Annotated in this window: 18 protein-coding genes and 4 tRNA genes; 19 read left to right on the top strand and 3 right to left on the bottom strand. The window is 68.9% G+C overall.

What is annotated here, in order from left to right; genetic code table 11:
• Window position 1 precedes the first annotated feature (1 nt).
• Complete coding sequence (locus ACTRO_RS23065) at window positions 2-877, top strand: carbohydrate ABC transporter permease (RefSeq protein WP_084316476.1); 876 nt, start codon at window positions 2-4, stop codon at window positions 875-877.
• Between the two features lie 55 nt (window positions 878-932).
• On the opposite strand, the gene ACTRO_RS23060 is transcribed toward ACTRO_RS23065, so the two are convergent.
• The 3 genes from ACTRO_RS23060 to ACTRO_RS23050 all read right to left on the bottom strand — a co-directional run bounded on the left by ACTRO_RS23060 (window position 933) and on the right by ACTRO_RS23050 (window position 3,499).
• Window positions 933-1,006 (bottom strand) — tRNA-Leu (locus ACTRO_RS23060).
• 153 nt (window positions 1,007-1,159) lie between these two features.
• Window positions 1,160-1,765, bottom strand: coding sequence for a malonic semialdehyde reductase (locus ACTRO_RS23055; protein ID WP_034266224.1), 606 nt, complete (start codon window positions 1,763-1,765; stop codon window positions 1,160-1,162).
• Window positions 1,766-1,846: 81 nt separating this feature from the next.
• Entirely contained in the window at window positions 1,847-3,499 is a 1,653-nt protein-coding gene (locus ACTRO_RS23050; RefSeq protein WP_034266222.1) for a hypothetical protein, read from the bottom strand.
• Between the two features lie 209 nt (window positions 3,500-3,708).
• On the opposite strand from ACTRO_RS23050, the gene ACTRO_RS23045 reads away from it, so the two are divergent.
• The 18 genes from ACTRO_RS23045 (at window position 3,709) to ACTRO_RS22955 (ending at window position 22,155) form a co-directional block, all read left to right on the top strand.
• Window positions 3,709-3,781, top strand: a tRNA-Thr gene (locus tag ACTRO_RS23045).
• A 62-nt stretch (window positions 3,782-3,843) separates the two neighbouring features.
• Window positions 3,844-3,916, top strand: a tRNA-Met gene (locus ACTRO_RS23040).
• A 142-nt stretch (window positions 3,917-4,058) separates the two neighbouring features.
• Entirely contained in the window at window positions 4,059-4,223 is a 165-nt protein-coding gene (rpmG, locus tag ACTRO_RS23035; RefSeq protein ID WP_034266220.1) for a 50S ribosomal protein L33, read from the top strand.
• A gap of 125 nt (window positions 4,224-4,348) precedes the next feature.
• Window positions 4,349-4,810 carry a MaoC family dehydratase N-terminal domain-containing protein gene (locus tag ACTRO_RS23030; protein WP_034266217.1) on the top strand — a complete coding sequence of 154 codons (462 nt, stop codon included), beginning with the start codon at window positions 4,349-4,351 and terminating at the stop codon, window positions 4,808-4,810.
• Window positions 4,810-5,232: a MaoC family dehydratase gene (locus tag ACTRO_RS23025; protein ID WP_034266214.1), complete on the top strand. Its 423-nt coding sequence runs from the start codon at window positions 4,810-4,812 to the stop codon at window positions 5,230-5,232. Before ACTRO_RS23030 ends, ACTRO_RS23025 begins: the two co-directional genes overlap by 1 nt.
• Window positions 5,229-6,299 carry a UDP-N-acetylmuramate dehydrogenase gene (locus ACTRO_RS23020; RefSeq protein ID WP_051451243.1) on the top strand — a complete coding sequence of 357 codons (1,071 nt, stop codon included), beginning with the start codon at window positions 5,229-5,231 and terminating at the stop codon, window positions 6,297-6,299. Before ACTRO_RS23025 ends, ACTRO_RS23020 begins: the two co-directional genes overlap by 4 nt.
• A gap of 40 nt (window positions 6,300-6,339) precedes the next feature.
• Entirely contained in the window at window positions 6,340-6,951 is a 612-nt protein-coding gene (locus ACTRO_RS23015) for a TetR/AcrR family transcriptional regulator (protein WP_084316475.1), read from the top strand.
• A 101-nt stretch (window positions 6,952-7,052) separates the two neighbouring features.
• Window positions 7,053-8,555 carry an MFS transporter gene (locus ACTRO_RS23010; RefSeq protein ID WP_051451241.1) on the top strand — a complete coding sequence of 501 codons (1,503 nt, stop codon included), beginning with the start codon at window positions 7,053-7,055 and terminating at the stop codon, window positions 8,553-8,555.
• A 62-nt stretch (window positions 8,556-8,617) separates the two neighbouring features.
• Window positions 8,618-8,690: transfer RNA gene (locus tag ACTRO_RS23005), tRNA-Trp, on the top strand.
• 288 nt (window positions 8,691-8,978) lie between these two features.
• Window positions 8,979-9,266, top strand: a complete 288-nt coding sequence (gene secE / locus ACTRO_RS23000; RefSeq protein ID WP_034276240.1) for a preprotein translocase subunit SecE — start codon at window positions 8,979-8,981, stop codon at window positions 9,264-9,266.
• Between the two features lie 83 nt (window positions 9,267-9,349).
• The gene (nusG, locus tag ACTRO_RS22995) at window positions 9,350-10,078 is read left to right on the top strand and encodes a transcription termination/antitermination protein NusG (RefSeq protein WP_034266210.1); all 729 of its coding nucleotides are present in this window, start codon (window positions 9,350-9,352) and stop codon (window positions 10,076-10,078) included.
• A gap of 199 nt (window positions 10,079-10,277) precedes the next feature.
• Window positions 10,278-10,709: a 50S ribosomal protein L11 gene (gene rplK / locus ACTRO_RS22990; RefSeq protein ID WP_034266206.1), complete on the top strand. Its 432-nt coding sequence runs from the start codon at window positions 10,278-10,280 to the stop codon at window positions 10,707-10,709.
• A 100-nt stretch (window positions 10,710-10,809) separates the two neighbouring features.
• On the top strand, window positions 10,810-11,523 hold the full coding sequence (gene rplA / locus ACTRO_RS22985) for a 50S ribosomal protein L1 (RefSeq protein ID WP_034266203.1): 714 nt from the start codon (window positions 10,810-10,812) through the stop codon (window positions 11,521-11,523).
• Between the two features lie 197 nt (window positions 11,524-11,720).
• Window positions 11,721-12,587, top strand: coding sequence for an SCO4651 family lipoprotein (locus tag ACTRO_RS22975; RefSeq protein ID WP_051451240.1), 867 nt, complete (start codon window positions 11,721-11,723; stop codon window positions 12,585-12,587).
• 385 nt (window positions 12,588-12,972) lie between these two features.
• The gene (gene rplJ / locus ACTRO_RS22970; RefSeq protein WP_034266193.1) at window positions 12,973-13,494 is read left to right on the top strand and encodes a 50S ribosomal protein L10; all 522 of its coding nucleotides are present in this window, start codon (window positions 12,973-12,975) and stop codon (window positions 13,492-13,494) included.
• An 84-nt stretch (window positions 13,495-13,578) separates the two neighbouring features.
• On the top strand, window positions 13,579-13,965 hold the full coding sequence (gene rplL / locus ACTRO_RS22965; protein ID WP_034266190.1) for a 50S ribosomal protein L7/L12: 387 nt from the start codon (window positions 13,579-13,581) through the stop codon (window positions 13,963-13,965).
• Between the two features lie 811 nt (window positions 13,966-14,776).
• Window positions 14,777-18,262, top strand: coding sequence for a DNA-directed RNA polymerase subunit beta (gene rpoB / locus ACTRO_RS22960; RefSeq protein ID WP_034266186.1), 3,486 nt, complete (start codon window positions 14,777-14,779; stop codon window positions 18,260-18,262).
• A 14-nt stretch (window positions 18,263-18,276) separates the two neighbouring features.
• Entirely contained in the window at window positions 18,277-22,155 is a 3,879-nt protein-coding gene (locus tag ACTRO_RS22955; RefSeq protein ID WP_034266183.1) for a DNA-directed RNA polymerase subunit beta', read from the top strand.
• Window positions 22,156-22,238: the final 83 nt, after the last annotated feature.

The raw sequence follows: 22,238 nt of genomic DNA, 5'->3' as shown, positions 1-22,238 counted from the left end.
GATGGCGAGCATCACCGCGTCCGCCGCGCAGCACCCCGCGGCCAGGCCGGCGCCGGCCCGCAAGCTGCCCTCACTCAAGTCGGCCTGCATCGCGGCGGCCGCCTACCTGGTCGGCGTCATCTTCCTGCTGCCGTACCTGGAGATGGTGATCACCGCCCTGCGACCGCAGAGCGAGATCAACGACCGGGACTACTTCCCGCACCACGTCAGCTGGGCCAGCTTCACCAACATCTGGTCCACCGGGCTCGGCACCAATCTGACGATCAGTCTGGAGGTGGGCGTCGGGACCACGGTCCTGGTGCTGCTGGTGGCCATCCCGGCCGCCTACTACACCGCCCGGCGCCGGTTCCGCGGCCGCGCCGCGTTCCTGATCCTGGTGCTGATCACCCAGATGTTCCAGCCGACCAGCCTGATCGTGGGCATCTACCAGGAGTTCACCAACACGGTGCACGTGCCCAGCACGGTCGCGCTGATCCTGGTCAACTCCGGCTTCAACCTGGCCTTCGCGGTCTGGATCCTCAACGCCTACTTCGGCGCGATCCCGAAGGAGCTCGAGGAGGCCGCGATGGTGGACGGCGCCTCCCGGACGGGCGCGATGTTCCGCATCATCATCCCGCTGGCCCTGCCCGGCATCGTCACGGCGCTGATCTTCACCTTCATCGCGGCCTGGAACGAGCTGATCGTCGCCCTGGTGCTGACCAACGCCGACTCCAGCCAGCCGCTCACCGCGAAGCTCGACACCTACCTCGGCCAGTACTCGATCGACTGGCAGCACCTGTTCGCCGGCTCGGTGATCGCCACGATCCCGGTGATCATCCTGTTCGCGCTGATCGAGCGCAAGGTCGTCTCCGGCCTGACCGCGGGTTCGGTGAAGTAGCCGGCGCGGGGTGGCGAACGGCACGTGGCCAGGCTGAAAGCCTGGCCACGTCACGTGGGACCGATGGGATTCGAACCCACACTGGACAGGACCTAAACCTGTTGCCTCGACCAATTGGGCTACGGTCCCCGTCCGGACATCCTAGCCGAGGCCGCTGTTTCGGCAGAAGCCGTTTGCGCGCGCGTGGTGATCCGACCGCGCCTTGGGAACGCGTCAGGGCCGGTGCGAGAACCCGCACCGGCCCTGACGCCGTCTCACCCGCCGCGGCGGGCGCGGCCTCGCTCAGACGGTCTTGACGACCTGGCCGAGCTCGAGGCGCGGGCTGCGCGGGAACCAGGCGTCCTCGCCCGGCTTGCCGATGTTGACCACGACGAGGGTCTTGTAGCCGGTCTCGGCGAAGAACTCCTTGTCGATGGCCTCGGCGTCGAAGCCGGTCATCGGGCCGGCGGCGAGGCCGGCGGCGCGCACGCCGAGGATGAAGTAGCCGACCTGGAGGCTGGCGTTGAGGGTCGCCGCGCCGAAGCGGTGGTCCTGGCCCTTGAACACGTCCTGGGCGCCGGCGAAGTGCGGGAACTGGGTGGGCAGGTGCTCGTGGAACTCGGGGTCGTAGGCCAGCACGGCCACCAGCGGGGCGCTGAGGGTCTTGGCCTTGTTGCCGTCGGCCATGTGCCCGACCAGGCGCTCGCGGGCCTCGGCGGAGCGCACGATCAGCACCCGCAGCGGCTGCATGTTCATCGACGTGGGGGCGTACTTGACCAGGTCGTAGATCGCGGCGACCTGCTCCTCGCTGACCGGCTCGTCGGCGAAGGTGTTCGCGGTGCGGGCGTCGCGGAAGAGCAGATCCTGCGCGGTCTTCTCGAGGACCAGGGTCTCGTGCAGCTCGGTCATGGGTGTCCATCCGTAGTTCGGCGCGTTCCCGGGCGGGGCCCGGGGGTGGGCTCGGTGTATCGAGCGCAACCATGTTGAATCTTAAACTATTCCGCCGCCGCCCTTGGACAGGGCCCGGGAGGCCCCCGCCACGATCGCCACCCCCAGCGCCCAGCCGAGATACGGCAGGGCGAAGGCCACCCAGGCGGCGAAGCCGTGCGACTGGAACGCGTCGGACTGGCCGAAATGCACGATCGGGACGAACAGGTCCGCAGCGTAGAGCACCGGATCGTAGGTTATGCGATCTTCCGGATGGATCGCCGTGGGCATCTGGAACGCGTAGAACACGCTGGCCGCGATCTGGATCCCGGCCGCGAGGAACGCCGCACGTCGAGGCAGGTATCCGTAGCCGAGCACTGTGCCGGATATCACACTGCCGATCCGGGAGAGCCGGCGGAAGTCCCGGTGGCGCACCCGCTCCTTCTCGATCAGGATCTCCCGGGCGGCCACGTCGTGGCCGAGCGCGCGGTAGTACGCCGCCATGAACTCGTACGGCTGCGCCGCGTAGGTCGGCTGGCGCCGCAGCAGCTTGATCCGGTCCTGCGGAGGCAGGTACGGGTCGAACGCGTCGTAGGTGAAGCCGTCCAGCATGACCCAGTCCGGCCAGCTCGCCGAGCCGCCGGCGAGGGGTATGCCGCGGCGCGACGTACCGTCGCGCACGGTGGCGGCGTGGGCGTGGTAGAGCTGGATCCGGCCGGAGTTCGGCCGCATCTTGTAGATGTCCAGATGCCCGCCGATCTGAACTCCGGTCAGCCGGACCGTGCCGTCGGCGTGGAAGCCGTCGCCGATGTAGAGGCCCTGGCGCACCGTGGACCCGGAGAGGTTCAGCGCCGGGAAGTCGTCGAGCGCGGCCAGGCTCGCCGCCTTGAACTGGAGCTTGCCGCCGAACGTGCCGCCGCTCAGCTCGATCTGGGCGGGCGCCGTCAGCTCGTTGAACAACGCGTCTCCACCGATGTTCGACGACTCGCCGCTCAGTGACTGGTTCGCGAAGTGGCCGGACTCGGGCGGGTCGGTCAGCACCATGCCGACCAGGCTCAGCAGGCCGCCGACGCCGAGCCCCGGCATACGCAGCTGTCCGGCGACGCGCAGGCCGTTGCCGTACACGTCCCGGCCGATGACCGCGCCGCCCAGGTTCAGCCCGATCTGGCCGGCGTACTCCACGCGGGCGCGGTTGAGCACGAGCGCCGCGCCGATCTTCGCGCCGCTCAGGCTCAGGTGCCCGGCGCAGTGCAGGCCCTCGGCGTTGAAGTCGGTCTCGACGGTGAGCTTCTGCAGCAGCGCGGCCTCCCGCCCGCCGGTGATCCGGGCGTGGCGCAGGCTGAGGCTGCCGCGTACGTAGGCGCCGGTGGCCCGCACTCCGGCCAGCCGGCTGCCGCCGAGGTCGATCGAGCGGGTCTCCGCCTCCTCCATCCGCAGCGGTTCGGTGAAGGTGCACGCGAGCATCGTGAGCGGGACGGCGACCGCGCCGTGGCGCAGGTCCAACTCGCCGACGATGCGCGCGCCGCGGATGCGCACCCCGGCCGTGCGTCCGGGTACGGCGGCCACCGCGCCCAGCGCGAGCGCCGCGACCACCTCGGCCCGGAGCTCGTCGCCTGGCTGATAGTCCACCAGTTGCCCGTGTGGGAAGGCGTCCCAGAGTCGCTGCTCCGCCTCGGTCTTCTCGCCGAGCCAATCCTGGTCCGCTTCGCGCGCCATACGCCTATGGTGGTCGCTGCCCCGGATCTGTGGCGCGCCGTGCCGGGCAGGGCCTTTCGGGCCTGCGCTTGCGCAGCTCAGCGCCCTGCGGTGGGCGCTGCGGCGGCGTACGGCGGAAACCCGATTTCACTGTGGTCCGCTGGCCGTGTATGGTTTTCCACGCAGCGCCGGTCACCCGGATCCGCAAGGGTCCGAGTGGGTGGAGCGGTGCCCCTTTAGCTCAGTCGGCAGAGCGTCTCCATGGTAAGGAGAAGGTCTACGGTTCGATTCCGTAAAGGGGCTCTTGATCGGCAGCCCGCCCGTGACCTCTAACGAGCGTCGACCGGCGGGCTTTCGTCGATCATGGCGGTGTAGCTCAGTTGGCAGAGCAAGCGGCTCATAATCGCTGTGTCACCGGTTCAAGTCCGGTCACCGCTACCGAACCCTCGATCCCGCGCTTTCCCAGCGGTCAGAGGCCCCTGCTGGTATGGGGTAAGCTCGTGGGGTCCGTTTATCGGTCTGCGCCCAAAGCGGCGCGGACCCAGCAGCAGCCTTCCGATTGGCAGTAGGAGTCGTTCCCGTGGCAGCCACCGACGTCCGTCCCAAGATCACGCTGGCTTGCACCGAGTGCAAGGAGCGCAACTACATCACCAAGAAGAACCGGCGCAACGACCCGGACCGGCTGGAGCTGAAGAAGCACTGCCCGCGTTGCAACAAGCACACGGCGCACCGCGAGACGCGCTAGTCGCCAGGCTCGAGCCTCACTCTTCGTCAGGGCCGTCCGCCCCTTCCCTGGGGCCGGGCGGCCCTTGGCGTACCCCGGCGCCGCTAAGCTCAAGCCACCTGAGATGTGACAGATAGAGGGTTCCCATGGCGTTGGACCAGTCCTTCGTGGGGCGGACGTATCCGCCCACCCCCGCCTACGAGGTGGCCCGGGAGAAGATCCGCGAGTTCGCGGAGGCGATCGGCGATCCGCACCCGGCGTACCGGGATCCGGAGGCGGCCAAGGAGCTGGGCTACCCCGACGTGATCGCCCCGCCGACCTTCCCGATCGTGATCTCCATGCCGGCCGCGGACCAGGTGGTCTACGATCCGGCGCTCGGCCTGGACTGGACCCGGGTGGTGCACGGGGACCAGCGCTTCACCCACGAGCGGCCGATGCGCCCCGGCGACCGGGTGCGCGCGACGGTGGTGGTCGAGTCGATCAAGTCCTTCGCGGGCAACGACATGATCACCCTGGTGACCGAGATGAGCACCGAGGAGGGCGAGCTGATCAGCACGGCCCGGGCCCTGCTGGTCGCGCGCGCCGAGAACGCGGCGGAGGAGGGCTGATGGCCGGGACCGAGGACCGTTTCGCGGTGGGCACCGCGCTGCCGGCGGCGAGCTTCCCGATCACCCGCAAGGATCTGGTGCGCTACGCCGGGGCCTCCGGGGACTTCAACGACATCCACTGGAACGGCCGCTTCGCCCTCGAGGTCGGGCTGCCGGACGTGATCGCGCACGGCATGTGCACGATGGCGGTGGCCGGCCGGGTGGTGACCGACTGGGCCGGGGACCCGGGTGCGGTGGAGGAGTACTACGTGCGCTTCTCCAAGCCCGTGGTGGTCCCCGACGACGGGGTCGGCGCGCTGATCGAGGTGACCGGCAAGGTGGTCAAGGAGCTCGACGAGCGCCGGGTGCAGGTGGACCTGACCGTGCTCAGCGCCGGGCAGAAGGTCCTGGGCAAGGCGTCCGCGGTGGTGCGCCGCTCATGACCGAGACGATCGCGGCGGTGGCCGGCGGGGGTTGGCGGCACGGGGTGAGCCTGGCCGAGATGACCACGCTCCGGCTCGGCGGTCCGGCCGGGCACTATTTCGAGGCCGATTCCGAGCAGACGCTGATCGCCGCGATCCGGGACGCGCACGGGCACGGCGAGGACGTGCTGGTCCTGGGCGGCGGCTCGAACCTGGTGATCGGCGACGAGGGCTTCGCGGGCTCGGTGGTCAAGGTCGGGCTCAAGGGGATCTCGCTGCGCGAGGGCCTGCTCTCGGTCGCGGCCGGCGAGGAGTGGGACGCGGTGGTGGCCCGCTCGGTCGCCGAGGGCCTGGCCGGGATCGAGTGCCTCTCCGGCATTCCGGGGCTGGCCGGGGCGACGCCCATTCAGAACGTCGGCGCCTACGGCCAGAGCGTGCATCAGACCGTGGTGATGGTCGACGCGTACGACCGCGCCGCCGACACGATGGCCGTGCTCGACAGCGCCGACTGCGCCTTCTCCTACCGGCACAGCGTGTTCAAGGGCTCGGACCGGTACGTGGTGACCTCGGTGCACTTCCAGCTCGAGGACCTCGGCGGGCTCTCGAAGCCGGTGCAGTACAAGGACGTGGCCGAGGCGCTCGGGATCGAGATCGGCGGGCAGGCGCCGCTGGCCGAGGTGCGCGCCGCGGTGCTGGAGCAGCGCCGCCGCCGCGGGATGCTGCTGGACCCGGCGGACCACGACACCTGGAGCGCCGGATCCTTCTTCACCAACCCGGTTCTGACGCCGGATCAGTACGCCGAGTTCGAGCGGCGCTGCGCCGGCCGGCCGCCGGCTACCTGGCCGGACGAGGACGGCCGGGTGAAGATCTCGGCGGGCTGGCTGATCGAGCACGCCGGGTTCGGCCGGGGCTACGGCAGCGGTCCGGTGACCCTCTCGACCAAGCACACCCTGGCGCTGACCAACCGGGGCGGCGCGTCGAGCGCCGACCTGCTCAAGCTGGCCGGCGAGGTGCGCGACGGGGTGCTCGCACGGTTCGGGGTGACCCTGGTGCCGGAGCCGGTCTTCGTGGCTCCCTTGACTTGGTAGTTATCAGTCACTAACTTTGTCGGTGAAAGGAGTCGCGCCCATGAGTCCGCGGATGTCGGCTGAGGAACGCAAGGAGCAGGTGCTCCGCGAGGCGATCCCGGTCTTCGCCCGTTACGGGTTCGAGGGCGCGACGACCGCCGAGATCGCCAAGCGGGCGGGCGTGGCCCAACCGTACGTGATCAAGCTGTTCGAGACGAAGAAGGCGCTGTTCATCGCCGCCTGCGAGCTCAACATGCGCACCACCCTGGGCCAGATGCGGGACTCGGCCGGCGGCAAGACCGGCCATGACGCGATGGAGGCCATGGGCCACGCGTACGTCGAGCGGATGGAGACGGACCGGGACTCGCTGCTGCTGCAGATGCAGCAGTACGCGGCCTGCTGGGACGAGGACATCCAGCGCACCGTGCGCCAGTGCATGCAGGACATCTGGAACATGGTCGTGGACATCTCCAAGGAGCCGCTCGAGGAGGTCGCGGTGTTCTTCGCCAAGGGCATGATGTGCAACGTGATCGCGGCGGCGGGGCGTTCGGACGGTCGGGATCCGCAGTGGCGCCCGATCATCATGGCGCTGTGGCCGGACCGGTTCGACGAGGAGGCGGAGCCCGCGGAGGGCTCGGAGCCCCCGCCGTCCGCCGGGCCCGCGACCGCATAACTTCACAGCTTCGGCGTCTTCGGCGCCCGCGTCGTCGGGCGCCTTTCTTTTCGACCAGCGAAGTTAGTTATCGATAACTATGCAAGGGGAGTGCAGGAATCATGACCGAGACGACAGTGGCCGGGACGCGGGGAACGTCCGCGGCCGGCCCCGACCCCGCCCCCGATGCCACGGCCCCGGCCGCACCGCACGAGGCCGGCCAGGAGGCCGCCACCGTCGGCCACCCGTTGCGCACCTTCATCATCGTGGGCACCGCCATGTTCATGGCGCAGCTGGACAACCTCGTGGTCACCTCGGCCCTGCCGTCCATTCAGAAGTCCCTGCACGCGGGGCTTTCCGGGTTGCAGTGGACGATCTCGGCCTACACCCTCACCTTCGCCGTCTTCCTGCTCAGCGGCGCGACCCTGGGCGACCGGTACGGCCGCAAGCGGCTGTTCGGCATCGGGCTGACCGTCTTCACCCTCGGCTCGGTCGGCTCGGCTCTCGCGCCGGATATCGGAACCCTGATCGGCGCCCGCGCGATCCAGGGGCTCGGCGGCGCGATCATGGTGCCGCTCACCCTGACCATGCTCTCCGCCGCGGTCCGGCCGGAGCGGCGCGGCCTGGCCATCGGCGGCTGGGGCGCGCTGGCCGGCGTGGCGGTCGCGCTCGGGCCGGTGATCGGCGGCGGGGTGACCGAGGCCGCCTCCTGGCAGTGGATCTTCTGGATCAACGTGCCGCTCGGCCTGGTGCTGCTGCCGCTCTCAAGGCTCTGGCTCGCCGAGTCGCGCGGCCCGGCCCGCAAGCTCGACCTGCCCGGGATCGGCCTGGCCAGCCTCGGTTTGTTCGGCCTCGTCTATGCCCTGATCCGGGGCGGGCAGATCGGCTGGAGCCGGCCCGAGGTGGTCGCGGGCTTCGTCCTCGGCGCGGCGGTGACCGGCGGATTCCTCGCCCGGGAGGCGCGCATCCCGGAGCCGATGCTGCCGCTCCGGCTCTTCCGCGGCCGCTCCTTCAGCCTCGTGAACGTGGCCTCGATGCTGATGTTCTTCGGCATGTTCGGCTCGGTCTTCTTCCTCATCCAGCTCTTCCAGGACGTCGACGGGCTCTCTCCGCTGGCCTCCGGCGTGCGGGCGCTGCCGTGGACGGCCGTGCCGATGCTGGCCGCGCCCATCGCAGGCGCCCTGTCCGACCGGATCGGCGGCCGCACCCTCGTCGGCGTCGGCCTGCTCTGCCAGGCCGCCGGCCTGGCCTGGCTCGCCTCCGCCCTGGGCGTGGACACGCCGTACAGCCACCTCGTCCCCGGACTGGTGCTCGGCGGCATCGGCAACGGCCTGTTCTTCGCGCCGATCGCCAACCTGGTTCTCGGCTCGGTGCGGCGGGAGCAGGAGGGCATCGCCTCCGGCGTGAACAACGCCATCCGCGAGTTCGGCGGTGTGCTCGGCGTGGCCGTGATGGGCGCCGTCTTCGCCGCCCGGGGCGGCTACGGCCCCACCGCGACGCTCAGCGCGCAGCAGCATTTCGTCAACGGCGTGATCCCCGCGGTCTACATCGGAGCCGCCGTTCTGCTCGTCGCCTCGGCCACGATCTGGGCCCTGCCCCGGCGCGCTGCGGCCTCGGCCGGGTAAGGCATTCGACGGCGGACCATGGAACCCGTTAGACTGCTCGCCAGTGCAGAGCGATCTCACCTAGGGTCGTAGCTCAATTGGCAGAGCACCGGTCTCCAAAACCGGGGGTTGGGGGTTCAAGTCCCTCCGGCCCTGCACGCAAGCGGTCCCCGGGAGGGGTTCAAGTCACAGAACCTCTCCGGGGCCCTGCACAGCACGGCGTACGAAAGGTTCATATCAGTGGACCTCTCGCGGGCCCTGCGGACTTTCACAGCCGCGCCAGGTCTTCTCCGCTCGGAGGTAGCCCTGGCGCGGTTGTGCGTCGTACGCTGTGCGTTGCACCGCCAAGAGCGTGCCGAGACTGAGCAGTGAGGTAGACACGTGAGCCAGACGCGCAGCAACGCCGACGAGGAAGTGGACGGCGTTTCCGACGGCGAAGAGGAGATCGAGGACGCCGTCGTCAAGCAGACGCGCGCACAGCGCAAGGCGGCCAAGCGCCGGGCCAAGGCCCGTCGTGCCGCCGGCGGCTCGTCCTCCCCGCGGCGCAAGCGCACCAGCCCGGCCCTGTTCGTCCGGCAGATCATCGCTGAGCTGCGCAAGGTCGTGTGGCCGACCCGCAGCGAGCTGTTCACCTACACCAGCGTGGTGGTCGTCTTCGTCGCGGTGATCATCGGCCTGGTGGCCGCCTTCGACTTCGGTGTCACGCACGCCGTCAGCGCCGTCTTCGGCTGAACACCCCTGCCGATTCCGGCTACTCTGGAGACAGACAGAAGTGGGGCGGGACACCCCGGTGTGCCCGCCCCCCAGGTTTTTGTGTGAGCTTCAGGGAAGAAGAGGCCGTAGTGTCCGACATGAACGAATCGGATTCGGAGCTGCTCGAGGAGCCGCAGGAGCAGGTCGCGGCCGAGGACGTGGAGCAGGTCGCGGCCGAGGACGTGCCGGAGCCCGAGGAGCCGGGCACGACTGAGGACTACCGAGAGGCGCTGCGCCGCCTGCCGGGTGACTGGTACGTGGTGCACTCGTACGCCGGGTACGAGAACCGGGTCAAGCAGAACCTCGAGACCCGCCTGGTGTCGCTCAACGCCGAGGAGTCGATCTTCCAGATCGAGGTCCCGATGGAAGAGGCCATCGAGGTCAAGAACGGCCAGCGCAAGAAGGTCAAGCGCAACAAGTTCCCCGGCTACGTGCTCGTGCGCATGGAGATGACGAACGAGGCGTGGGGCGTCGTGCGCAACACGCCCGGTGTGACCGGCTTCGTCGGCGACGCGCACAACCCGTACCCGCTGACCCTGGACGAGGTCGTCAAGATGCTCGCCCCGGAGGAGGCCGAGGTGCAGCCGGGCGCGCCCAAGCCGGCGGTCGAGGTCAAGGTGCTCGACTTCGAGGTGGGCGACTCGGTCACCATCATCGACGGGCCGTTCGCCACGCTGCAGGCCACGATCAACGAGATCAACGCCGACTCGCAGAAGGTCAAGGGCCTGGTGGAGATCTTCGGCCGGGAGACGGCCGTGGAGCTCTCGTTCTCGCAGATCCAGAAGAACTAGCGCCGCCGTCTCGGCCCGCGTCCGCGTACCCGAGCCCGTCCCCGCACGTTTTGGTGTGCGGTGACGGGCTCGGGTACTCTTGGCGTTTGTGCCATGAATCCGCCCGCGCCCGTGGCGACGAGCGCGCCGGCCGGAGGCACGATTCCGCGGCCCAAGGCCGCGGCCCCTTTCACTGTTCAAGCAGTTAGGACCCCGGAGCATGCCTCCCAAGAAGAAGCTGTCAGCGATCATCAAGCTGCAGATCAAGGCCGGTATGGCGAACCCGGCCCCGCCGGTCGGCCCCGCGCTGGGCCAGCACGGCGTGAACATCATGGAGTTCTGCAAGCGCTACAACGCGGAGACCGAGTCGCAGCGCGGGCAGATCGTTCCGGTCGAGATCTCGGTCTACGAGGACCGTTCCTTCACCTTCGTCACCAAGACCCCGCCGGCCGCGCGGCTGATCCTCAAGGCCGCGGGTCTGGACAAGGGCAGCGGCGTCCCGCACAAGGACAAGGTGGGCTCGCTCACCCCGGCTCAGGTGCGCGAGATCGCCCAGCTGAAGATGGAAGACCTCAACGCCAACGACATCACGGCGGCCGAGAAGATCATCGCCGGCACCGCCCGGTCGATGGGCGTGACGATCTCCGAGTAACCCGCCGGATCCGACCGGATCCCGCGCCACGCAAGGGTGGTAGGGCCTGCGCAGGCCCGGACGACCACGAACTCCACGAATCAACGGAGCTGTTTACCTCATGAAGCGCAGCAAGGGTTACCTGGCGAACGCGGCGAAGATCGACCGCGACGCCCTCTACTCGCCGCTCGAAGCGGTGAAGCTGGCCAAGGACACCGCCTCGGCCAAGTTCGACGCGACCGTCGAGGTCGCCCTCCGCCTCGGGGTCGACCCCCGCAAGGCCGACCAGATGGTCCGCTCGACCGTCATCCTGCCGCACGGCACCGGTAAGACCGCCCGGGTCCTGGTCTTCGCCACCGGTGAGCGCGCGGAGGCGGCCCGTGCCGCCGGCGCCGACCACGTGGGCGGTGACGAGCTGATCGACGAGGTGGCCAAGGGCTTCCTCGACTTCGACGCCGTCGTCGCCGACCCGGCGCTGATGGGCAAGGTCGGCCGACTCGGCCGGGTGCTCGGCCCGCGCGGCCTGATGCCGAACCCGAAGACCGGCACGGTCACCCCGGACGTGGCCAAGGCCGTGTCCGACATCAAGGGCGGCAAGATCGAGTTCCGGGTGGACCGGCACTCGAACCTGCACCTGGTGATCGGCAAGGCCTCGTTCAGCACCGAGCAGCTGGTGGAGAACTACGCCGCCGCGCTCGACGAGATCCTCCGGGTCAAGCCGTCCGCGTCGAAGGGCCGGTACCTGCGGAAGGTCACCATCGCCACCACCACGGGCCCGGGCGTCCCGGTCGACCCGAACCGCACCCGCGGCCTGCTGAGCGACGACGAGGCCTGATCCGGCCCCGCTCGCCCGGTCTGATCGTCCCTCAGGGGCGTCCCGTTCGCGGGGCGCCCCTGAGGCGTTTCCCGGGGATGTGTCTCAGGTTCGTACAGTTTCGGTCCGAGGGCGCATGTCCGTCCGCCGCCCTGGTTACTGTGGAGAGCAGAACGCGACCGGCGGCTTGGAAGGCCGCCGGGACGGGAGGGTGAGACATGAGCGGGCAGCACAAGCGGATCGGGATCGGTGCGGGCGTCGTCGCGCTGGCGGCCCTGGCGATGGCGGGATGCTCGAGCCACGGGGGCTCGAGCGCGGCGCCCGCGCCGGGCACGGGTTCGCAGGGCGACGGCGCGGCGATCGCACTGGTGGCCGACGCCATGGACCAGGCCGGCAAGGCCGACACGGTGAAGATCACCGGCACGATGGTCACCACCGGGCAGAGCGCGATGACGGCGGATCTGAGCGCGCAGGAGCAGTACAGCCCCTCGCTGGAGATGTCGATGAGCATCGGCGCGGACGGGCAGAACATCAGTGACGTGCTCGTCGGCTCCACGATCTACCTGCAGTACCCGGGTCTGTCCACGCTGACGGAGGGCAAGCCCTGGGCGAAGATCGACCTGGACAAGGCGGGCGGCTCGGCGGGCTCGCTCTCCACGATCCTGAGTCAGGCCAAGAACTACGACCCGACCACGCAGCTGTCCGCGCTGCTGGCCACCGGCGACGTCAGCGAGGTGGGCCAGGAGACGGTGGACGGCCGGCAGGCCACGCACTACTCCGGCACGCTCACCTCGGCCCAGGTGCTGGCCCTCGGCAGCAGCCAGGCGCACCTGACGGCCGATCAGGTCGCCCAGCTGCAGAGCGAGTTCAAGGCGGCCGGCATCAAGTCCGAGGCCATCGACCTCTGGGTCGCCGCGGACAAGCTGCCGGTCGAGATCAAGATCGCGCAGCAGGCGAGCACCACCTCGGTGAAGATGGACATGCACCTGTCCGACTGGGGCGCGAAGGTGAACATCGGCGCGCCGCCGGCGGACCAGGTCTTCGACCTCACCGGCAAGCTCGGCTCGATCGGCATGGGCGGCTGATCCGATCCCGTCCGATGATCGCAGGATCCGGCCCGCGCCGCTCACGGCGCGGGCCGGATCGCGTTCGAGGCGCGTTCCGGGGCGGGGAGGGCGCCGGAGAGGAGACCGCGGGGCGGGCGATTTGCCCTGTGTGCGGGCCGCGGGTTAGCCTTGACCCGATCCGATGACCGCTGGTCGCTGCTCGCGTTCGCGTAGAGCAGTCGAAGGTCCTGCGACCGCAGGTGGCCCGCGCAGGTGTATGTAGGTGAGCTTACGACTCGATCGCCCGAGTCGGCCCTGACCCCGTGCGCCCGCGCATGGGGTTTTCTTGTTGCCGCAGCATCTCCGCCCGCCGTGATACGCGGGACCGACGGTCCTCACACACCACCGTCCCGGAAGGAGGGCCATGGCGAAGGCTGAGCGTCAGGCCGCCGTCGAGGAGCTCACGGCTCAGTTCCGTGAGTCCAACGCGGCCGTGCTGACCGAGTACCGCGGGCTCACCGTGAAGCAGCTCAAGGAGCTGCGTCGCGCCCTGGGTGCGGACACGCAGTACGCCGTCGTGAAGAACACCCTGACCCAGCGTGCGGCCAGCGAGGCCGGCATCGAGGGTCTCAACGACCTGCTGGCCGGGCCGTCCGCGATCGCCTTCATCAAGGGCGACGCGGTCGAGGCCGCCAAGGGTCTGCGTGACTTCGCGAAGGCCAACCCGCTGCTGGTGATCAAGGGTGGCGTGATGGACGGCAAGCCGCTGTCCGCCACCGAGGTCACCAAGCTCGCCGACCTCGAGTCCCGCGAGGTTCTGCTGGCCAAGGCCGCCGGCGCCATGAAGGCGTCCCTGGCCAACGCCGCTGCGCTGTTCCAGGCCCCGCTCACGCAGTTCGCCCGCACCGCGGACGCCCTGCGCGCGAAGGTCGAGCAGAACGGCTGAGCTGCCGTCCAACCCCCGGGCAGCGCGACACCTCACGGTGCACCGCCGCCCGACCCCGATTCGTAGTACCGAAAGGAAGTCATCATGGCGAAGCTGAGCAACGACGAGCTGCTTGAGTCGTTCAAGGAAATGACGCTGATCGAGCTCTCCGAGTTCGTCAAGCTGTTCGAAGAGGTCTTCGACGTCAAGGCCGCCGCCCCGGCCGCCGCCGTCGTGCAGGCCTCCGGTGGCGGCGAGGCCGCCGCCGAGGTCGAGGAGCAGGACGAGTTCGACGTCATCCTCGAGTCCGCCGGCGACAAGAAGATCCAGGTCATCAAGGTCGTGCGCGAGCTGACCTCGCTCGGCCTGAAGGAGGCCAAGGACCTCGTCGACAGCGCGCCGAAGGCGCTGCTGGAGAAGGTCAACAAGGAGGCCGCCGAGAAGGCCAAGGCCGACCTCGAGGCCGTCGGCGCGGGCGTCTCGGTCAAGTAGTTCCAAATAGCCGCCCTGCGCCCTCCACGGGGCGTAGGACAGCTTGCCGCAGGGCCGTATCGGGTGGATCGCCCCACCCGATACGGCCCTGTGCCGTTTCCCGGCAGTCGTCTCCCGGCGGCTGCCTTCCGCCGTCCCCGGTCCCGGCCGCCGCACCGCCCCCGAGGGCCCCTGGCGCCCCTGGCGCGCCGCCGCTCGACCGTGTGGACTTCCACGGCCCCGTACGCGGCCCCCGGGCCGAGGCGGCGCGCCCTACGGGCGTCTCCGGGCCAGTATCGCGACCCCTGTTCTCCATCCGCCTTGGAATTCGTCCCCGAAGCGGCGAGTGATCTCGTCGGGCCGCGGGTACACCCTCGTCTGGACGAGTCCGCGGGTTGCCGATTTGGGCCGGTAGAGACGTCAAGGGGCTTGTCACTCTTGACGAAACGGCTCCGGCGCGCAATTCTCTGGTCGTCTGCACGAGACGCGGCGGTCCCTCATGGGCAGCGCAAGCCGGGGCTGGCCGCCCGCGTCTCCGACACGGTTCACGCGTGTTGCGCCGTCTTCTGCCACGGCCGCGCGGGGAACGTGTCCAGCGCACTGCCGAGCGGCTCTGAACTGGGCTTTCATAAAGCCCGCGAGTCGGACTCGACAGCAGTTGGCCTTTCGGCTACACTGCTCGTTTGCGCTGCCTTCTACCGTATGAGCACGTTCCGGAGTCGGCCGGTCACCCCCTCCACGGGTGTCGGTCTTGTCGAGTTCTCCGGTTCCGTGCCCGATCGGGCACCGGTGGCGCGAAGTGAGTCCGAGCCCTCGGAAGGACCCCGTCACCTTGGCCACCGCCGCCCCGCACGCCGTGAACGGTAATAACACCAGCACCGCCCCCCGCCGTGTCTCTTTCGCCAAAATCCGCGAACCGCTCGAGGTTCCGAACCTGCTGGCGCTCCAGACCGAGAGCTTCGACTGGCTGGTGGGCAACCAGGCATGGAAGGACCGGGTCGCTGCCCAGCAGGCGGCCGGCCTGGAAGTACCGACCACCTCCGGTCTGGAGGAGATCTTCGAGGAGATCTCCCCGATCGAGGACTTCTCCGGGTCGATGTCCCTGACCTTCCGCGACCACAGGTTCGAGCCCGCCAAGTACTCGATCGACGAGTGCAAGGAGCGGGACTTCACCTTCGCCGCGCCGCTGTTCGTCACCGCCGAGTTCACCAACAACGAGACCGGCGAGATCAAGAGCCAGACGGTCTTCATGGGCGACTTCCCGCTCATGACCAACAAGGGCACCTTCATCATCAACGGCACCGAGCGTGTCGTGGTGTCCCAGCTGGTGCGTTCCCCGGGCGTGTACTTCGAGCGCTCGATCGACAAGACCAGCGACAAGGACATCTTCACCACCAAGGTGATCCCGTCCCGCGGCGCCTGGCTCGAGCTCGAGATCGACAAGCGCGACCTCGTCGGCGTCCGCATCGACCGCAAGCGCAAGCAGAACGTCACCGTCCTGCTCAAGGCGCTCGGCTGGGACGACGCGAAGATCCTGGAGGAGTTCGGCGAGTACGAGTCGATGCGCCTGACCCTGGAGAAGGACCACACCGCCACCCAGGACGACGCGCTGCTCGACATCTACCGCAAGCTGCGCCCGGGCGAGCCGCCCACGCGTGAGGCCGCGCAGAACCTGCTCGAGAACCTCTACTTCAACCCGAAGCGCTACGACCTGGCCAAGGTCGGCCGTTACAAGATCAACAAGAAGCTGGGCACCGGTCAGCCGATCAACCAGGGCGTGCTCACGGTGGACGACATCGTCGCCACCATCCGCTACATGGTGAAGCTGCACGCCGGCGAGGTCGAGATGGCCGCCACGGCCGAGGGCGCGCCCGAGATCGTGGTCGAGGTCGACGACATCGACCACTTCGGCAACCGCCGCCTGCGCACCGTCGGCGAGCTGATCCAGAACCAGGTCCGCACCGGCCTCGCCCGGATGGAGCGGGTCGTGCGCGAGCGCATGACCACTCAGGACGTCGAGGCGATCACCCCGCAGACGCTGATCAACATCCGGCCGGTCGTCGCCTCCATCAAGGAGTTCTTCGGCACCAGCCAGCTCTCCCAGTTCATGGACCAGACCAACCCGCTCTCCGGACTGACGCACAAGCGCCGCCTGTCCGCGCTGGGCCCCGGCGGTCTCTCCCGTGAGCGGGCCGGCTTCGAGGTCCGCGACGTGCACAACAGCCACTACGGCCGGATGTGCCCGATCGAGACGCCGGAAGGCCCGAACATCGGCCTGATCGGCTCGCTCGCCTCCTTCGGCCGGATCAACGCGTTCGGCTTCGTGGAGACCCCGTATCGCCGGGTGCGCGAGGGCCGGGTCACCGAGCAGGTGGACTACCTGACCGCCGACGAGGAGGACCGCTTCGTCATCGCGCAGGCCAACTCCCCGCTGAACGAGGACGGCTCCTTCACCGACGAGCGCGTGCTGGTCCGCCGCCGTGGCGGCGAGGTCGACCTGATCCCGCCGACCGACGTGGACTACATGGATGTCTCGCCGCGGCAGATGGTGTCCGTGGCCACCGCCATGATCCCGTTCCTCGAGCACGACGACGCCAACCGCGCCCTGATGGGCGCGAACATGATGCGCCAGGCCGTCCCGCTGCTGCGCAGCGAGGCCCCGCTCGTGGGCACCGGCATGGAGTACCGCTGCGCCGTGGACGCCGGAGACGTGATCCGGGCCGAGAAGCCCGGCACCGTCGCCGAGGTCTCGGCCGACTACATCACCGTCACCAACGACGACGGCACCCAGACCACCTACCGGGTGGCCAAGTTCCAGCGTTCGAACCAGGGCACCTCCTTCAACCAGAAGGTGTACGTGGACGAGGGCGTCCGGGTCGAGTTCGGCCAGGTGCTGGCCGACGGCCCGTGCACCCAGGCCGGCGAGATGGCGCTGGGCAAGAACCTCCTCGTGGCGTTCATGCCGTGGGAGGGCCACAACTACGAGGACGCGATCATCCTCTCCCAGCGCCTGGTGCAGGAGGACGTGCTCTCCTCGATCCACATCGAGGAGCACGAGGTCGACGCCCGGGACACCAAGCTCGGCCCCGAGGAGATCACCCGGGACATCCCGAACGTCTCCGAGGAGGTCCTGGCGGACCTCGACGACCGCGGCATCATCCGGATCGGCGCGGACGTCGTGCCGGGCGACATCCTGGTCGGCAAGGTCACCCCGAAGGGCGAGACCGAGCTGACCCCGGAGGAGCGGCTGCTGCGCGCCATCTTCGGCGAGAAGGCCCGCGAGGTGCGCGACACCTCGCTCAAGGTGCCGCACGGTGAAGAGGGCAAGGTCATCGGCGTGCGCATCTTCGACCGCGAGGAGGGCGACGAGCTGCCCCCGGGCGTGAACCAGCTGGTGCGCGTCTACGTGGCGCAGAAGCGCAAGATCACGCACGGCGACAAGCTGGCCGGACGCCACGGCAACAAGGGTGTCATCGCCAAGATCCTGCCGCCGGAGGACATGCCGTTCCTCGAGGACGGGACCCCGGTCGACATCATCCTCAACCCGCTCGGCGTGCCCTCCCGGATGAACCCGGGGCAGGTCATGGAGACCCACCTGGGGTGGGTGGCCAAGACCGGCTGGAAGGTCGAGGGCGAGGACGAGGACTGGAAGAACCGGCTGCACGCGATCGGCGCGAGCGAGTCCGAGCCCGGCACCAACGTCGGCACCCCGGTGTTCGACGGCGCCCGCGAGGACGAGATCAGCGGTCTGCTGGACTCCACCCTGGCCAACCGGGACGGCGTGCAGATCGTCAACCGCACCGGCAAGGCCAAGATGTTCGACGGCCGCTCCGGCGAGCCGTTCCCGTACCCGATCTCGATCGGCTACATGTACATCCTGAAGCTGCACCACCTGGTCGACGACAAGCTCCACGCCCGTTCGACCGGTCCGTACTCGATGATCACCCAGCAGCCGCTCGGTGGTAAGGCGCAGTTCGGCGGCCAGCGCTTCGGCGAGATGGAGGTGTGGGCCCTGGAGGCCTACGGCGCCGCCTACGCGCTGCAGGAGCTGCTGACCATCAAGTCCGACGACGTCACCGGCCGAGTGAAGGTCTACGAGGCCATCGTCAAGGGCGAGAACATCCCCGAGCCCGGCATCCCCGAGTCGTTCAAGGTGCTGATCAAGGAAATGCAGTCGCTCTGCCTCAATGTGGAGGTGCTGTCCTCGGACGGCAACAACATTGAGTTGCGCGACACGGACGAGGACGTCTTCCGTGCCGCTGAAGAGCTCGGTATCGACCTGTCCCGGCGCGAGCCGAGCAGCGTCGAGGAAGTCTGAGGGGACTGATAAACATGCTCGACGTCAACTTCTTCGATGAACTGCGGATCGGTCTGGCCAGCGCGGAGCACATCCGGGAGTGGTCCTACGGCGAGGTGAAGAAGCCGGAGACCATCAACTACCGGACTCTCAAGCCGGAGAAGGACGGCCTGTTCTGCGAGAAGATCTTCGGTCCCACCCGGGACTGGGAGTGCTACTGCGGCAAGTACAAGCGCGTCCGGTTCAAGGGCATCATCTGCGAGCGCTGCGGCGTGGAGGTCACCCGCGCCAAGGTGCGCCGTGAGCGGATGGGCCACATCGAGCTGGCCGCCCCGGTCACCCACATCTGGTACTTCAAGGGTGTGCCCAGCCGGCTCGGCTACCTGCTCGACCTCGCGCCGAAGGACCTCGAGAAGGTCATCTACTTCGCCGCGTACATGATCACCTGGGTCGACACCGAGCGCCGCACCCGCGACCTGCCCTCCCTCGAGGCGAAGATCTCGGTGGAGCGCCAGCAGATGGAGCAGCGCCGCGACTCCGAGCTCGAGACCCGCCAGCGCAAGCTGGAGGAGGACCTCGGCGTGCTCGAGGCCGAGGGCGCCAAGGCGGACGCGCGCCGCAAGGTGCGCGAGGGCGCCGAGCGCGAGATGAAGCAGATCCGCGACCGGGCCCAGCGCGATCTGGACCGGCTCGACGAGGTCTGGTCCCGGTTCAAGAACCTCAAGGTCCAGGACCTCGAGGGCGACGAGGTGCTCTACCGGGAGATGCGCGACCGCTTCGGCCTGTACTTCTCCGGCGGCATGGGCGCCGCGGCGCTGCAGAAGCGGCTGGAGAGCTTCGACCTCGACGCCGAGGCGGAGAACCTGCGCGAGATCATCCGCTCGGGCAAGGGCCAGAAGAAGACCCGCGCGCTCAAGCGGCTCAAGGTCGTCTCGGCGTTCCTGCAGACGAACAACAGCCCGATGGGCATGGTGCTCGACTGCGTCCCGGTGATCCCGCCGGACCTGCGCCCGATGGTCCAGCTCGACGGTGGCCGCTTCGCCACCTCGGACCTCAACGACCTCTACCGCCGGGTGATCAACCGGAACAACCGGCTCAAGCGGCTGCTCGACCTCGGCGCGCCCGAGATCATCGTGAACAACGAGAAGCGGATGCTGCAGGAGGCCGTGGACTCGCTGTTCGACAACGGCCGCCGCGGCCGTCCGGTCACCGGTCCGGGCAACCGGCCGCTGAAGTCCCTGAGCGACATGCTCAAGGGCAAGCAGGGCCGGTTCCGCCAGAACCTGCTGGGCAAGCGGGTGGACTACTCCGCCCGTTCCGTGATCGTCGTCGGCCCGCAGCTCAAGCTGCACCAGTGCGGTCTGCCCAAGGCGATGGCGCTGGAGCTGTTCAAGCCGTTCGTGATGAAGCGCCTGGTGGACCTGAACCACGCGCAGAACATCAAGTCGGCCAAGCGCATGGTCGAGCGGGCCCGCTCGGTCGTGTGGGACGTGCTGGAAGAGGTCATCACCGAGCACCCGGTGCTGCTCAACCGCGCCCCCACGCTGCACCGCCTGGGCATCCAGGCCTTCGAGCCGCAGCTGGTCGAGGGCAAGGCGATCCAGATCCACCCGCTGGTGTGCACCGCGTTCAACGCGGACTTCGACGGCGACCAGATGGCCGTGCACCTGCCGCTCTCGGCGGAGGCGCAGGCCGAGGCCCGCATCCTGATGCTGTCCTCGAACAACATCCTCTCGCCGGCCAACGGCCGTCCGATCACCGCGCCGACCCAGGACATGGTCCTCGGTCTGTTCTTCCTGACCATGCACAAGGAGGACGTGCGCGGCGAGGGCCGGGCGTTCGGCTCGACCTCGGAGGCCATCATGGCCTTCGACAACCGCGAGCTCGATCTGCAGACGCCGATCGACCTGCGGCTGATCGAGGCCGTGCCGCCGCGCGACTGGGAGGCCCCCGAGGGCTGGGAGTCGGGCCAGCCGTTCCGGATCCGGACCACCCTCGGCCGGGCCATCTTCAACGAGGCCCTGCCGCTGGACTACCCGTACGAGAACCGGCCGATCGCGAAGAAGCAGCTCAGCTCGATCGTCAACGACCTGGCCGAGCGCTACCCGAAGGTCCAGGTCGCGATGACCCTGGACAACCTGAAGGCGGCGGGCTTCCACTGGGCCACCCGCAGCGGCGTGACCATCGCCATCGAGGACATCGTGGTGCCCCCGTCCAAGGGCCAGATCCTCGAGGGCTACGAGGCCAAGGCCGACCGGGTGCAGAAGCAGTACGAGCGCGGTCTGATCACCAAGCAGGAGCGCACGGAAGAGCTCATCGGCATCTGGACCGAGGCCACCAACGAGGTGGCCAAGGCGATGGAGAAGAACTTCCCGCGGGAGAACCCCATCTTCATGATGGTCGACTCGGGCGCCCGAGGAAACATGATGCAGATGCGCCAGATCGCCGGTATGCGCGGCCTGGTGTCGAACGCGAAGAACGAGACCATCGCCCGTCCGATCAAGGCCTCGTTCCGTGAGGGCCTGACCGTGCTGGAGTACTTCATCTCCACCCACGGTGCCCGTAAGGGCCTCGCCGACACCGCGCTGCGCACCGCCGACTCGGGCTACCTGACCCGTCGTCTGGTGGACGTGTCGCAGGACGTGATCATCCGCGAGGAGGACTGCGGCACCGAGCGCGGCATCGTGATGAAGATCGGGGACCGCACCGAGGCCGGCGTGCTGGTCCAGGCCGAGGACGTCGAGTCCTCCGTGTACTCGCGCACTCTGGCCGAGGACGTGGTGCACGAGGGCAAGACCCTGATCAAGGCCGGCGCGGACCTCGGCGACGTGGTCATCGGCGAGCTGATCAAGAACGGCGTCGGCGAGGTCAAGGCCCGTTCCGTGCTCACCTGCGAGTCGAAGGTCGGCACCTGCGCCATGTGCTACGGGCGCTCGCTGGCCACCGGCAAGCTGGTGGACGTCGGCGAGGCGGTCGGCATCATCGCGGCCCAGTCCATCGGCGAGCCGGGTACGCAGCTGACGATGCGTACCTTCCACACCGGTGGCGCGGTCGGCGGTGACGACATCACCCAGGGTCTGCCGCGTGTCATCGAGCTCTTCGAGGCGCGCAACCCGCGCGGTGTGGCCCCGATCGCCGAGGCCAACGGTGTCGTCAAGATCGAGGACACCGACCGGACCCGCAAGATCGTGGTGGTGCCGGCGGACGGTTCCGAGGAGATCGCCTACCCGGTCTCGCGTCGGTCCAAGATGCTGGTCACCGAGGGCGAGTCGGTCACGGTCGGCCAGAAGCTGATCAACGGCGCGGCCAACCCGCACGACGTGCTGCGCGTGCTGGGCCAGCGGGCGGTGCAGATGCACCTGGTCGCCGAGGTCCAGGGCGTGTACCGGAGCCAGGGTGTCTCGATCCACGACAAGCACATCGAGATCATCGTCCGGCAGATGCTGCGCCGGGTGACGATCATCGAGACGGGCGACTCCGAGCTGCTCGCGGGCGACCTGGTCGAGCGCGGCAAGTTCGAGGGCGAGAACCGCCGCGTGGTGGAGGAGGGCGGCCAGCCCGCCTCCGGCCGTCCGCAGCTGATGGGTATCACGAAGGCCTCGCTGGCCACCGAGTCCTGGCTCTCGGCCGCCTCCTTCCAGGAGACGACCCGGGTGCTGACCGACGCCGCGATCCACGGCAAGTCGGACTCGCTGGTGGGCCTGAAGGAGAACGTGATCATCGGCAAGCTGATCCCGGCCGGTACCGGCATGCAGCGCTACCGCAACATCAAGGTCGACCCGACCGAGGAAGCCAAGGCTCAGATGTACACCTTGGCCGGCTACGACGACCTGGACTACAGCCCGTTCGCCATGGGCGGATCGGGCCAGGCGGTGCCGCTCGAGGAGTACGACTTCGGTGGCTATGCGGGGTAGGGCCCCCGCATGGGTTGAACACCGGGCGGCCTAGTCGCGCGTCCGAGGGTTGCGAGCGCCCCCGCTGTGCTTCGGCACGGCGG

This window comes from Actinospica robiniae DSM 44927, from assembly GCF_000504285.1.
Taxonomy (GTDB): Bacteria; Actinomycetota; Actinomycetes; order Streptomycetales; family Catenulisporaceae; genus Actinospica; species Actinospica robiniae.
Note: the sequence above shows the minus strand (reverse complement) of the source record. Positions and strands in the feature narration are given on the sequence as shown.